General features: G+C 38.6%; 11 protein-coding genes. 5 read left to right on the plus strand and 6 right to left on the minus strand.

Annotated elements, in window-relative coordinates; genetic code table 11:
- Positions 1–21: 21 nt before the first annotated feature.
- On the plus strand, positions 22–663 hold the full coding sequence (locus tag QQJ93_RS11495) for an RpiB/LacA/LacB family sugar-phosphate isomerase (protein ID WP_089123630.1): 642 nt from the start codon (positions 22–24) through the stop codon (positions 661–663).
- Between the two features lie 178 nt (positions 664–841).
- On the opposite strand, the gene QQJ93_RS11500 is transcribed toward QQJ93_RS11495, so the two are convergent.
- Positions 842–1597 carry an SDR family NAD(P)-dependent oxidoreductase gene (locus QQJ93_RS11500; RefSeq protein ID WP_089123631.1) on the minus strand — a complete coding sequence of 252 codons (756 nt, stop codon included), beginning with the start codon at positions 1595–1597 and terminating at the stop codon, positions 842–844.
- A 432-nt stretch (positions 1598–2029) separates the two neighbouring features.
- Between QQJ93_RS11500 and QQJ93_RS11505 the strand changes: the two genes are divergently transcribed.
- Positions 2030–2911 carry an NAD(P)-dependent oxidoreductase gene (locus QQJ93_RS11505; RefSeq protein ID WP_089123632.1) on the plus strand — a complete coding sequence of 294 codons (882 nt, stop codon included), beginning with the start codon at positions 2030–2032 and terminating at the stop codon, positions 2909–2911.
- 68 nt (positions 2912–2979) lie between these two features.
- On the opposite strand, the gene QQJ93_RS11510 is transcribed toward QQJ93_RS11505, so the two are convergent.
- The 4 genes from QQJ93_RS11510 to QQJ93_RS11525 form a co-directional block, all read right to left on the minus strand.
- Positions 2980–3384 (minus strand): DUF1801 domain-containing protein, encoded by a 405-nt coding sequence (locus QQJ93_RS11510; RefSeq protein WP_089123633.1) that lies wholly within the window; start codon positions 3382–3384, stop codon positions 2980–2982.
- Between the two features lie 438 nt (positions 3385–3822).
- Entirely contained in the window at positions 3823–5403 is a 1581-nt protein-coding gene (locus QQJ93_RS11515; protein WP_089123634.1) for a polysaccharide lyase family 7 protein, read from the minus strand.
- A 382-nt stretch (positions 5404–5785) separates the two neighbouring features.
- On the minus strand, positions 5786–6541 hold the full coding sequence (locus tag QQJ93_RS11520) for an exonuclease domain-containing protein (RefSeq protein WP_089123635.1): 756 nt from the start codon (positions 6539–6541) through the stop codon (positions 5786–5788).
- A gap of 126 nt (positions 6542–6667) precedes the next feature.
- The gene (locus QQJ93_RS11525; protein ID WP_089123636.1) at positions 6668–8446 is read right to left on the minus strand and encodes a sodium:solute symporter family transporter; all 1779 of its coding nucleotides are present in this window, start codon (positions 8444–8446) and stop codon (positions 6668–6670) included.
- Between the two features lie 572 nt (positions 8447–9018).
- Here QQJ93_RS11525 and QQJ93_RS11530 point away from each other — a divergent pair.
- Both QQJ93_RS11530 and QQJ93_RS11535 read left to right on the plus strand, forming a co-directional pair.
- Positions 9019–9669, plus strand: a complete 651-nt coding sequence (locus tag QQJ93_RS11530; RefSeq protein WP_089123637.1) for a hypothetical protein — start codon at positions 9019–9021, stop codon at positions 9667–9669.
- A 345-nt stretch (positions 9670–10014) separates the two neighbouring features.
- Positions 10015–10734 (plus strand): oligogalacturonate-specific porin KdgM family protein, encoded by a 720-nt coding sequence (locus tag QQJ93_RS11535; RefSeq protein ID WP_089123638.1) that lies wholly within the window; start codon positions 10015–10017, stop codon positions 10732–10734.
- A gap of 515 nt (positions 10735–11249) precedes the next feature.
- Here the strand turns inward: QQJ93_RS11535 and QQJ93_RS11540 are convergent.
- Positions 11250–12275, minus strand: a complete 1026-nt coding sequence (locus tag QQJ93_RS11540; RefSeq protein WP_089123639.1) for a polysaccharide lyase family 7 protein — start codon at positions 12273–12275, stop codon at positions 11250–11252.
- 512 nt (positions 12276–12787) lie between these two features.
- Here QQJ93_RS11540 and QQJ93_RS11545 point away from each other — a divergent pair.
- Complete coding sequence (locus tag QQJ93_RS11545) at positions 12788–13948, plus strand: hypothetical protein (protein ID WP_089123640.1); 1161 nt, start codon at positions 12788–12790, stop codon at positions 13946–13948.
- Positions 13949–14026 lie beyond the last annotated feature (78 nt).

The raw sequence follows: 14026 nt of genomic DNA on the forward strand, positions 1-14026 counted from the left end.
AGTTCCTATCGGAGAATCCCCATGAAAATCGCACTAATGATGGAAAACAGCCAAGCTGGCAAAAACGCAACTATTCTTAACGAACTAACAAGTGTTGTTGAGCCTCTCGGACACACGGTCGCTAACGTAGGAATGAGAGATGAAAATGATCATCACTTAACGTATATTCACCTTGGTATTCAAGCTAGCATCCTACTTAACTCGAAAGCGGTTGATTTTGTTATTGCCGGTTGTGGTACTGGTCAAGGAGCAATGATGTCACTTAACCTACATCCAGGCGTGGTTTGTGGTTACTGTCTAGATCCATCAGATGCTTTCCTATTCAACCAAATCAACAATGGTAATGCACTTGCCTTAGCATTCGCGAAAAACTTTGGTTGGGCTGCTGAGCTTAATGCTCGTTATATCTTTGAAAAAGCATTTATGGGCCCACGTGGCGAAGGCTACCCGGTAGAGCGTAAAGAACCTCAAGTTCGTAACGCCGCTATTCTAAATGAAGTGAAAGCTGCAGTTTACAAAGAAAAATACCTCGATACATTACGTGCTATCGATCCAGAATTGGTGAAAACTGCCGTAACCGGTGAGCGCTTCCAACAATGTTTCTTTGACAACTGCCAAAATGATGAAATCAAAGCATTCGTTAAAGAGGTTTTGCATAATTAGTAGAAGCCCCTTTCTAAGAGATCTTGAATGTTCACCATCAACACATCGTTATATACGGGCTTTAATTTTCTGATATATCTAGACATAAATAACCCCCAATGTTGGTGTCCAACTATTGGGGGTCAGTTCATACTGCCTGCTGGGGCTTATTTCATTATTTGGGCGGGTGTCTACCAGATTAAATACCCAACGCTTGACCACCGCCAATTTGAACAGTTTCAGCAGTAATGAATGATGCATCTTCGCTTACTAGGAATGAAATAACAGAAGCTACTTCTTCAGGCTGGCCTAAACGACCAAGCATAATGCTGTCTTTCCAAGAAGCGAAAACTTCTGGCTTAGTGGCTTTAATTTGAGCATGGAATGGCGTATCAATAGTACCTGGAGAAACTGCATTGACACGAATACCAGCAGGAGCAAGCTCTTTAGCCAGTGCGCGAGTTAAAGTATGAACCGCGCCTTTAGAAACACCGTAGATACCAGCACCAGGGCCACCAGCATTCCAACCAGCATTTGAAGTGAAGTTGATGATTGAACCGCCTTCTGCTTTCTTCAAGAACGGAATTGCCGCACGAGAAACAAAGAATGCGCTATCAAGGTTAAGTGCCATAACAAAACGGTAGAAATCAGTTGTCATTTCTTCCATTGGACTACGACCACCAAGGCCACCAGCATTGTTAACAACAACGTCAAGTTTGCCGTATTTTTCACCAATTGCAGTAATATTTTCAGTAACCGCTTTATCATCGGTTACATCAAAACCATAGTACTCAGCTTCAATGCCTAGTTCTTTTAATTCAGCTACGCGCTCAGCGCCTTTGTCATCTTCAATACCGTTAAGAACGACAGTGTAGCCATCAGTACCAAGACGTTTTGCAACTTGAAAACCAATACCGCCTGTTGCACCAGAAATAAAAGCAATTTTTTTAGACATAGTCATACTCTCTTTAATCATCCATTTATAAATGTTGCTTGGTGAACGACAATTATCACCAAAACAGTTAATCTTATTGTATGACAAATAATGCTATTTTCAATTTTATTTATCATTGAAAGATCAAAAATGAGATCTCAGCCAAGTATACGGTTTACTAGAAAATCTCCATGATTAACTTAAAAACGTCATTCAAGTATCACTACATTGAAACGTAATACTGGCAAGCCTTACTAGTATTACACAAGGTTTATTCATAGTAACAAAGGTGATATTGAGTGAATCCCACTCCATTATTAATGTCAATTTCGTGATCTATGTTGTTTAAGTCACAGAAAGCAACTTTATCTTCCTTCATTTGATTGCTAAACCAAATCCATACCTATAGAATTACCTCACTTAGCTATATAATAATACAATTGGAGAGATATGATGACTAAACCTGTTATTGGTTTTATCGGCCTAGGCCTTATGGGCGGCAACATGGTAGAGAACCTACAAACTCGTGGCTACCAAGTAAATGTAATGGATCTTAATAAAGACGCTGTTGCAGCTGTTCTAGCTCGTGGTAACGCGGCAGAAGCATCATCTGGTAAAGAACTTGCTGAAAAAAGCGACATCGTAATGCTTTGCCTAACAACGTCTGAAGTTGTAGAAAAAGTAGTATACGGTGAAACAGGTATCCTAGCGGGTATGTCTGAAGGCAAAACGCTAATCGACTTTGGTACTTCTATTCCTGCTTCTACTAAGAAGATTGGTGCTGATCTTGCGGCTAAAGGCGCAGGTATGATCGATGCTCCTCTTGGTCGTACTCCAGCTCACGCTAAAGATGGTCTACTAAACATCATGGCAGCTGGCGATATGGAAACATTCAACAAAGTGAAACCTGTTCTTGATGATCAAGGTGAAAACGTATTCCACTTAGGTGCTCTAGGTTCTGGCCACGTTACTAAGCTTGTGAACAACTTCATGGGTATGACTACTGTTGCAACTATGTCTCAAGCATTCGCAGTGGCAAAACAAGCCGGTGTTGACGGTCAGCAATTATTCGACATCATGTCAGCTGGCCCATCTAACTCTCCATTCATGCAATTCTGTAAGTTCTACGCAGTAGACGGCGAAGAAAAACTAGGTTTCTCTGTTGCAAACGCAAACAAAGACCTTGGTTACTTCCTTGCACTATGTGAAGAGTTAGGTACTGAGTCTCTAATCGCTCAAGGTACTTCTACAAGCCTACAAGCAGCTGTTGATGCTGGTCTTGGCCAAAATGATGTGCCAGTTATCTTTGATTACTTCATGGGTTTGAAAAAGTAATCAATTCATAACGCAATAGCTTGATAACACATTTAAGCTGCAATATAAGCGATTATATTGCAGCTTTTTTATGCACCAAGTAACGGTAGGTGCTTACGTTGTTGATAGGTTAACGCTAACTCGAAACAATGCTTAATGGCTGGCTCGGGTAATGGTTTTAATAATGACAACACTATTGCTCGGTTTCCTTGAAACTCCAGTACTTCACCATACAACTCTCGAAATGTATCAATTAACTTAGTTTGGCAATGAAAGAAAAGGTAATAATGATTGGGTGATTTTAGTTTCCAATCCATTCTTATCGGCGTTCCCATTTCGGTACAGTAGCTTGGCTCACCCCATTTAAGAGACTCCTCCACCTCACCTAACTCGAGTTCAGAAGCCACTTTAAAGACAAGTGTTCTCAACTCCTCTAACCGAAATCGAGCACTCTCAGGATACTCTTCAAAACATTCTTTAATTAGTTTGTTCACTTGTTTCCCTAAATATCCAAATAACTTCACGGTGCGAGTTTCAGATTTACCACCCGATCTTTAAGTAAGAAGAGTCTATACCTAAGTAACTTGAGTATATACCCAAGTTACTTCAAGATGCAGAATTCAGAGCTATCATCCAAGCTCTTAGACAAGGAAGACTTATGCGGAATGTAAACACCTTTCAATTAAATCTAACACTGGCTAAGAGCTTGGATGAAGCTCCCAAAAGGCAAGTTTAAACAAGTTTTATGCGGCGTTAAATTGAACAGAGATAGAATCACTATGATCATATTCAATTTGCCTTGCCTAAAACTTGTTTTAATCTTGCTGAAACTCGCATCTTGAGGTTACTGGGGTATAGACGTAAAAAAGCACTGAACGGTAAACCGAACAGTGCCCTTCTTTCTAATGGGTATTAATCAGCTAGTAGCTAAATTATTTACCTGTGTATGTACCGTGCGATTTTTCTAGTTTATAGAATGTTGCTTGAACATAATCATCTAAATCGCCAGAGATGTTTTGATTATATACGCCAGCTTTAAAGTACATGTACTTACCACCCACATCATAACCACTTTCACTCATGTCAACGACTTGTTGTACGTCTTCTTTACCGTCACGCTTAACAGTAACCGTTAGAGTATTACCTTTAACTTCAATGCGGTAAGTGAATTTTTCACCTAAAGCAATACCATCATCACCAATTTCGCCCGTCATGCCACCTACAAGGTCATAGAACGCATCAGTACCTTTTAATGTATTTTCATGAGCAAAGTAAACTGTACCTGTGTTGTGGTTTGGTAGTTTACGGTAGTACAAACGAATTGGCTCATCATCTTGGTCATGGATCTGACCAATGATAAAGCGCCCTACTTGGCCTGCTTCACCTGTAGTGGTTGTGTGATCGACTTTTAATGTTGCTTCAAGTACACCATCAACGCCGCCGGCTGCTTTTTGATCTTCAACCGGTGCTGAGCTAAATACCCAGTTATTTTTGTTTACACCTTTAGTTGAAATTGATTGATCACCTTTACGTAGCATTTCGCGCATTTCAGTACGTGCGTACTTAGTATTCTTCGAAGTACGTACACCTTTAATGAAGGTTTTAAATACTAAACCACCATCATCCGCTGTGTAGAATACATCTGGGTGTTCATAACCGTTGGCTAAGTTCCACTCTGAAACATCATCAGGGCGACCGTTGCCATCATGGTCAAATGGTTGAGATAGGTACCATTCGGTTAAGTCAAAGTTTTGGCTTGGCTTATTGCCCGCTTTTGGCGTTGCTGGCAAACCTGTAGGCGCAGATAGTGCACTTCTTGTGTCACATTTAACCGTAGTGTCACATGGGTAAACCGCCGGCGCACCGAAGTTTCCTTTACGTAAATCTTTACGTGCTTCTTTCTGTGCCGCTGCATCTGCCGCCATTTGAGCGATCATTGCTTGTTCTGCTTTAACTACATCATCTGTAATTACTTCTGACGTAGGGCAAGAGTTCAATGAACAGTTGACTGCTGCAAATTCTGTTACACTGTTCCAGTCATTGCTACTGTTACCGTGACCAACATATTTAACATAGCGAGCTTTTACAGGTTCAAAATCAAAACGTTCTAAACCAACTACACGGCCTGAACTTTCTTGACCTTCCAAAACTGGTGACCAAGTTTTTCCATCAACACTGACAAGAACATCAAATTTGGTTACACGCTCGTTACCTTTACTGAAAGCCGCGCGCACAGCATCAAATTCATGTACCGAGCCGTAATCAAACATCGCCCACTCACCGTCACCATTTGCAGACCAACGAGTCGTAATATCTTGGTCAAAAAGACGATCAGGACCATTACCATCATGGCTACTTGCTTCAATGGCAGTAGGCGTCAAAATTGCAACACGCGGGCCTTCTTGTTTTGCTGCCATTTCCGCGGCTTTTTGAGCATCGGCGCCATTAGATGAACAGCCCATTGCTAATACAACAGATGAAGCTAGCAAGCTTTTTAGAAAAATATGTTTCATCTCTATATCACCTATAAAATGAGGTTAAAAAATCAAAGGTTTATCAATTAAATTTTTATTTACTAAATGAATCAAACAACACCATTCTTTCATAATCTTATAATACAAATAAGCGGGTAAATATAAAAACGAGACCAAGATCAGCTATTGCAAACGATTTAAACTTAAAATTTTGGATTAGATCTTAAAATTGATAAACGAAGGAAAAAATCACTCCTAAGCAAGCTCAAGATACAAACGTCAGCAAGAGTAAAACAAGCTTTAAGCCAGGAAGATTTGAGTAGGAATGGTATACACCTTTCAAACAAATCTGACGTAGTGTAAAGACTTGGATGAAGCTCCAGAAGGACAAGTTAAAGTAACTTGGGTATAAGCTGATATGTTATCCAAATGCATTGCCTCCCACTGGCACCGTTTGCTTATTAAAAATTTCTTCAAGTTTAATTTCATGCTCTCGATGACCAAAAATGTTCACTATTTGAGCAAGATAAAGTTCCGCACAAGATATCGCATCTATTAATGCATTGTGAGCAGGGTAAGCCGGTAAATGATGCTTTAACCTAACATCCGTTAACTGATAGCTGCATGTTTCAGGGTGCTGAATATAAGTTAAACATTTCTCGATTTTTAGGGTATCAATCCACACAATTGGTAGCTGAGCAATACCAAACTTTTGTTGTACATAGTGATCAATAAATTGCTTTTCCACCACCGCACCATGAACCAACACTACTTTGCCGCGCATCATTTCAAAAAGCTTATCCATGGTTTGGTCGAGTTCATGCCCACCTTCGAGCATTTCAGGCACAATATGATTGATGACGGCACTTTCTGAACTAATACCATCTGAACGGTTTAGGTAAACATGCCTTGCCATTTCGACATCAATTTTTGACTTATACAGTGGAACCGTACCAATACTCAGAATCGAGCTTTTCAAAGGATTCAACCCTGTTGTTTCAAAATCAAGCGCCAAATAATGCAAAGAATCAATCGGGGTGCCCAGTTTAGGAACTGGATAAGAAAGTAGCTGACGTAAACCATCTGGCCATTGCTCATTAATAGAAATACGTTTGCGAGCATCTTCAATTTTGGTCAAAGGGTGACCAAATAACTGCGACTTTATATTCTCAAACATCTATTTGCCTTATTGGATTATAAAAACATTCATCTTCATTAAACGAACAAAAAGCCAGCGGGTCAATTCGCTGGCTTTCGATTGTTATAAAGAAATATGACTTTCTTTATCGCTTAGAGTAGTAACTTACGATTTAGAATCTGCTTCAATTTGAGCATCTTCTACTTTGTTGTCTACAGCTTTCACAAGCAATAGACCAACACCTAGTACAATCGCACCACAAAGAACAAACACGAAGCGTCCCCATAGTGGGTTTGGAATAACGAACATTGCCATGACACCGATACCTGCAACACTGATTAGTGTGCCTAGCATACGACGCTGTTTGTTATCTAGGTTTTGTTGTTCTGCACTTTCGTTTACTAACGGTGTTGCAAGGTTAGTAAAGAATAGGTCAACGTCTTTCTCACGGTGTGGAGCCAGTTTCTTATAAAACAGCGTTGATAGCATGAAGAAACCACCCGTGAATACAATGTGACCAATCAAGCCAATTGCAACTTTCAAGTCAGACCATTCACGCTTAGTTAGCTCTTCTAGACCGAACCATGCTGATACGTGGTCTGCAGTGATAACGAAACCTACGTAGTAAGAAACGAAGCCACCGACAACTAGCGTACCCCAACCTGCCCAGTCTGGAGTCTTACGGATGAAGAAGCCAAGGAATGCTGGAATCGTCATTGGGAAGCCGATTAACGCACCAACATACATCATTGTGTCAAATAAGCTTAGACCTTTCAGCGAGTTGATGAAAAGTGCAACCATAATAATCGCTAGACCAAAGAAAGTAGACGTGATTTTAGAAACCAATACTAATTCTTTTTCTGATGCACCTTTACGCAGTACTGCTTGGTAGAAGTTTTTAACAAAGATACCAGAGTTACGGTTCAGACCTGAATCCATAGAAGACATGGTCGCAGCAAACATTGCAGCAATCAGTAGGCCAACCATACCGATAGGCATGTATTCTTGTACGAAATACAGGTAAGCGAAGTCAGCCGCTTTACTACCTGCTTCAGGGTATTGTGCAGCTAAGTCTACACCTTGACCTGCGATGAACCAGCTAGGCATGAACCAAATAATTGGTCCCATAGTCATCAAGATACACGCTAGAAGCGCCGCTTTACGTGCGTTTTTAGAATCTTTTGCCGCAAGGTAACGGTAAGAGTTAAGCATGTTGTTAGTAATGCTGAACTGCTTCACGAAGATGAAGAATGCCCAGATACCAAAGATGCTTACATAGTTAAGGTCACCACCTGTCATGAAAGAATCGGTTGGGAAGTTGTTCACGATGTTAGTCACACCGCCACCTTGAATCATTGCAACAACCGCAGCAGTAACTGTTACCGCCATGATAATAACCATTTGCATGAAGTCAGATGCGATAACCGCCCAAGAACCACCAGTTACTGACATGATAAGTACTACCAGACCAGTTAGGATGATTGTTGTATTCATATCAAAGCCGAAGATACCAGAAGCAATGATTGCTAGACCATTCAACCAGATACCTGCCGAGATAACACTGTTCGGCATGCTTGACCAAGTAAACACTTGCTCATTACCACGACCAAAGCGCATACGAATGGCTTCAATTACCGTAATAACGCGTAATTGACGGAATTTCGGAGCGAAGTAAACGTAGTTCATTAAGTAGCCAAATGCGTTGGCAATAAAGATAATTGCTACTGCAAAACCATCGTTATAAGCTTTACCTGCTGCACCCGTAAAGGTCCATGCACTAAACTGTGTCATAAATGCCGTAGCACCAACCATCCACCAGAGCATGTTACCACCCCCACGGAAGTAGTCACTGGTGTTGCTAGTAAATGTACGGAACATCCATCCAATTGCGATTAAGAAGAGGAAGTAGATTCCGACAATGGCAGTATTTAAATCAAGTTCCATCGTGATATCCTTTTTTTGTAATTTTGATTTCCAGAACAATATAACCAACAAAAAATCTATTTGTAGTACAATATTGCCATTGCGTGACCTTCATCGACTTTCGCCCCTCCGATTTTGTATGACAAGTGATCTAAGTCAATAAAATCATTTCATCCTTACTTACAAATCCTTACTTTTAAATAGGCATATCTCACGAACCTATTTGATATAACCACTTATATAAGAACCCTTCCATCTCTCTCATAACCTTATGAAATATGAGCCTTTAAATATAATTATTCCTAATCATTAGAGCGATTATTTAGAAATACTAGCGTTCAAATATCATGCAAGATTTTTAAAATGATCAAGGACACACTTTTTTAAATTGGATAACCAAGGACGTTATTGAATAGTAAAAATTTCTACCGCCTCACATTAAGTAATACAATAATAAATTAAGTTATCTACATATTGATTTGAAAGGTACTTCCATTCCTTCGTCAATTTTCCTTATCTGAAGGCTTGGATGATAGTTCTAAATTCTGCATCTTGAGGTCACTTAGATATAAAATGAATAAAGGAGTCTTAACATGAAAAAGATAGTATTAGGTTTAGCCGTGAGTTCATTATTAATGGGTTGTGCATCGACTTCTGATGACACCGCATCAAGCGCAACAACCTCCGCTCAAACTGGCAGCTTAATTCAAGATGGTCAACTTACAGACTTTAGAGCAAATAGTGGCAGTAGTGATATTTGGGTAAAACATGCAGACAAAAGCGCTGGCCTTGGTGATGTTGGTAGCTCAAAAGACACAGCCTTTGATGATGAAGGCTCAGCTCGCATACGTTTTGTGAGTGCTAATGATGACTTCACTGCAACTCCTGGCTTAACACAACAAATATCAGGCTTAGCTAAAAACACGGACTACACCCTTTCTTTCTATTATTACGACAACAAAGGTAATAACTCTCCAAGTGAAGTTGAAGTGGGTTTAAAAGATTCAACTGGAAAAATTATTGCCTCTAAAACCGTACATGCACGTGATGTAGCACAAAACCCTTCTGGCAGCGTAAAGAGTGGTTTTAAGTTAACTACCCTAGATTTCAATTCTGGTAGTAATACAAATGCACAAGTCTTCTTATATATGTCCATCACCGATCCAAGCCAAATTGATAAAAATGGTGATATAGGTAAACAAACTGAAGTTCGTGTGGATGAATTCAAAATCACCAAAAAATAAGTATTTCATTAAATTCTTAATGAAGAATCTTCCATAAATCCTTATAGAATCAAGGCCATACAACTGGAAAGTAAAATTGTAGAGCCTTATTTTCATCAAAATAAAACCATTAATTTGTTTATTTAGATCACACTTTTCGATCTAACCACCTTAAAAATATGAACTATTTAAAATAAGTCGATCTGTTTCACATACACCAGCTTATAACTTATTTATATTGTATTTGTATTATTTAAGTTCAATAACACAAATAAAGAAATGAGAATGTTCTTCCTTTTGCGATAACTTTGTTGGCTCATTTCACAGTGACACAATTAAAAACCATAACTACACAGGACGTTGGATATGTTCAAATTAAATAAAGTTTTACTTGCCACTACTGCCGCTCTACTTGCTACGACAGCAGTTAATGTAAATGCTGCTTCTGTTGATATTCGCCATGAATACAAACATGACACTGAATCGAATAACAACCGTATCAAAATTGGTGGTAGTACTAAGACTGACCTAGGTACTCACTACTATAGTGTTGAAATGAAATTCAATGGCCGTGATGGTACTTATGGTTTTGATGATTTAGAGCGTGGCGATTCAGAAGTTGTTTATGAATTTAAACACTATGTAACAGACAAGTTCTACGTACAACCAGGTATGCCGATCACTATGGGTGAAGAGCGTGTCACCTATAAACCACAGCTACGTATTGGCTATGATTTTGATTCTGGTATCACAACTAAATTACGCTACCGCCATGAGTTCCGCGACTTTACTTCATCAAAAGAGAATGGTGAAACATGGCAGAAAAGTAAAGTGACTGCAAACCTAGATTACACATGGAACAATATGATCCAATTTGGTTTTGAAGCTAACTATGAAAAAGCGCATGAAGGCGATAACTGGATTTTGTACGATAACAAAACTTGGAACTACGATTACAACCTAAAAATCGGTTACAAAAACGAAAGCAACTGGCGTCCGTATGTTGAGTTCGGTAACGTAAGTGAAAGTAGTAAAACAGATGCTCGTCAGCTACGTAGCCGTGTAGGTCTTACTTATAGCTTCTAATCATTCTTAGAGACTGCACAATATTTAAAGCCAGACATTGAGTCTGGCTTTTTAGTATCTAATAACATGCTAAGTTTATTGTTTAATAAATGACATTAGAGAAACAACCCTATCCCACTTCCTCTTCATTAGCCCTCGACCCATGAACTTAACGGTCAAGGGAAAGTTGCGTGGGTAACTAAATAATATATACCCAAGTAACTTCAAGATGCGAGTTTCAGCAAGAATAAAACAAGCTGTAGGCAAGGCAAATTGAATATGATCATAGTGATTCTATCTCTGTTCAATTTAACGCAGCATAAAGCTTGTTTTAACTTGCCCTTCGGGAGCTTCATTCAAACCTTTATGCCGCGTCAGATTGGTTTGAAAGGTGTTTACATTCCTTCGCCAATCTTCCTTGCCTAAAGGGTTGAATGGTAGCTCTGAATCCTGCATCTTGAAGTCACTTGGGTATAAGGCGGGTATAAATTAAGCGTACGAATAAAATAGCGTACGCTTAATTTGAGGTATTATTTTTAATTATGATCAGTAGATAACGAATAGAAAGTTGCTTGAACGTAATCACTATCATCACTGGTATTATTTTGGTTGTACACGCCTGCTTTAAAATACATATATTGCTCTGCATCATCATAGCCGCTACCGTGCATATCAATGGTTTTGCTCACATAAGTCTTATCTAAGCGAACAATAGTGACCGTTAACTTATCCCCAACCACTTTAATTTGATAACTAAATTTCTCGTTTAATTCGATACCATTAGACGGATTACTTGCAGAATCACTTCTACTACCGATGATTTCATACCAATATTCACTACCATTTCGAGTTTCGTGAGCAAAATATATCGAGCCTTTAGAATTATTAGGTAATTTGCGGTAATACAAACGAATAGGTTCATCATCATTGGCATGTATTTGACCAACAATTACTCGACCAATTTGATATTTATCACCTGCCGTAGTGACATGGTTAACGGCTAAGGTTGCGTTTAAAACGCCATCTACCCCACCTGCTTTAGCTTGCGCTGAGCTTGGCGCAGATGAAAATACCCAATTATTTTTATTGACACCTTGAGTCTTAATACTCGTATCACCGGCGCGAAGCATACCTCGTAACTCTGTTCGAGTGTAACTAGTGTTAGTTGAAGTTTTGGGTGCATTAACCCCAACTTTAAATACCATACCGCCATCATCTGCGGTATAGAATATATCTTCTACTTGATAACCATTTTGTAGTTCTTTTTCATAAATACTGTCAGATTTACCATTATTATCTAAGTCAATCGGCACGCCTAGATACCACCGACTTAAATCAAAGTTATTGGATGGTGGTAACATTGGATTTAAATTAAAACTACTCGATGGTAGTACTAATGAATCAAAATCAGGCTTCCCTTCATTGCTATCGTTTTCTTCATCGGTAACGTTACTATCTGAAGAACTATTACTAGAGTCGGATGAAGAAGAGCCCCCACCACACCCAGCTAAAATAGCGGATATAGATAACATTAACGCTGTTTGTCTCAACCATGGCTTCATTGGTATTTCCTTTATGAAAGATCACACTAAAATGCCTCTACGGGCAATAGCGAATCTATTTAATAACATTCAATAATAATCTTTCAAAACCAGAATTTATCATACAAAAAGATCACCATAATGTGATATTAATAACATAAATCTCAATATTAACCTTGTTCAGATCATAACTAATTAATATTTGACACAGATCACCAAAAAAACAAAATAATCATTAAAAATCAACCACTTGATAATTAAATACCATCCTCACATTTATATTATTTCATCTTGTAAATTTATTTATCTTCAATGTAGATCACGAATTCAACATCAATATCAAGAAACATTTGTATTATTAAATTATAACATTCAAAATTATAAACACATTAATCAATAAGTGATGAAATCAAAGATAGAAAAAACATTTTTGACACAAGCATGACTTAACGCATTACGTAAACGATTCCGAAAAAACTATTTTAAAGGACCAGGAAAACAGAAAGGTTCGACTAACTATTAGGATGATAATTATGAAATTAAAACCAATTGTACCTCTAATGTCATTGATATTTGCTGCCACACTTACAGGTTGTAACCTTGATGGTTCTAGTAGAGATTCAGACAGCTCTAGTGGCGGTGATAGCTCTGGTGGTGGTTCTGTCGTTGAAACATCCCCTTTAGCTGGCGGTTATTGGGAGATTGGATCTGATGGTACTGCTACCCTTAGCAATAAGGCAACAACATACGCGGCTGGTGACGATTTACCTAATGTTTATACATTTATAAATGGTGCACAATTTTATTATGATGATGATGCGACTCCAGGTACATATACAGTAATCGAAGGTAAGTATACTGATGACCTTGATGCCGGCACATTTTCATTCACTTATTACGGTACAGCGCCAAGCGGTGAAGATGTAACAGGTTCGTATACTGTTACTGATGGAGTATTAACCATTGATGGTGGTAATGCAGGTATTTTAACAGGCTCTAATCATAAAGATGATACTACAGTTACTACAGCCGTTACTGCAGCAAACGAAAGTCAAGGGATTGTTGTACCAAATCAATCGGCTCGAATTATAGATACAAACCTCGGTGGTACAACGGATGATAATGGAGAATTGAGGGTTAAGTTTTCTGATAGCGCAATTGATATAAACCCAATATCAGAAGGCGCTGTAAAGGTTGATATTTTACAAAAACTACAAACTGTTGATATTGGAACCAATGACGTTGATAATTCAATAAATATTGTAATGTACGGCTCAAATACATCTAATGGTAATCAACGTGGTGAGATAATTCTAACCAGTGGTGGCGACGTTAAATATCGTAAAAAGGACAAAAATCAAGAAACTGTCGGTACATATACTCGTGGGGAAAAATTAAGCATTGAAGCAACTTGGTCTGCTGGTGATTTTTCCTTTACCATTAATGGCGTAGATTATACAGCAGGTACAGACACACCTGAGTCAGGAGAAGTTACTGTCGTAACAATTAAACTCGGTAATTCATCAAAATACTCAGAAGATGAAGTGTTGATTGATAATTTACAAATTTTATCTGGTAGCACCGTTGAATTTTCTGATGATTTTGAATCATACAGTTCTGGTGAAGTCTTAGGTGACGGTGAGAATGACCCATATAGTAGTTCTAGTGCTGAAGCAACCGTTGTTGCTGAATAATAAACACTTATTATAAATAATATCTTAACTAAAAGGACGCTCCCGCGTCCTTTTTAATACCTTATAAAAACTCTAAAA

The sequence above is a fragment of the Vibrio algivorus genome (assembly GCF_030161215.1).
Taxonomy (GTDB): domain Bacteria; phylum Pseudomonadota; class Gammaproteobacteria; order Enterobacterales; family Vibrionaceae; genus Vibrio; species Vibrio algivorus.

Bases quoted from the DNA above. Each gene is read 5' to 3' on its own strand.
- QQJ93_RS11495 (WP_089123630.1), top strand. From the start codon at position 22: ATGAAAATCGCACTAATGATGGAAAACAGCCAAGCTGGCAAAAACGCA.
- QQJ93_RS11500 (WP_089123631.1), bottom strand. From the start codon at position 1,597: ATGTCTAAAAAAATTGCTTTTATTTCTGGTGCAACAGGCGGTATTGGT.
- QQJ93_RS11505 (WP_089123632.1), top strand. From the start codon at position 2,030: ATGACTAAACCTGTTATTGGTTTTATCGGCCTAGGCCTTATGGGCGGC.
- QQJ93_RS11515 (WP_089123634.1), bottom strand. From the start codon at position 5,403: ATGAAACATATTTTTCTAAAAAGCTTGCTAGCTTCATCTGTTGTATTA.
- QQJ93_RS11520 (WP_089123635.1), bottom strand. From the start codon at position 6,541: ATGTTTGAGAATATAAAGTCGCAGTTATTTGGTCACCCTTTGACCAAA.
- QQJ93_RS11525 (WP_089123636.1), bottom strand. From the start codon at position 8,446: ATGGAACTTGATTTAAATACTGCCATTGTCGGAATCTACTTCCTCTTC.
- QQJ93_RS11530 (WP_089123637.1), top strand. From the start codon at position 9,019: ATGAAAAAGATAGTATTAGGTTTAGCCGTGAGTTCATTATTAATGGGT.
- QQJ93_RS11535 (WP_089123638.1), top strand. From the start codon at position 10,015: ATGTTCAAATTAAATAAAGTTTTACTTGCCACTACTGCCGCTCTACTT.
- QQJ93_RS11540 (WP_089123639.1), bottom strand. From the start codon at position 12,275: ATGAAGCCATGGTTGAGACAAACAGCGTTAATGTTATCTATATCCGCT.
- QQJ93_RS11545 (WP_089123640.1), top strand. From the start codon at position 12,788: ATGAAATTAAAACCAATTGTACCTCTAATGTCATTGATATTTGCTGCC.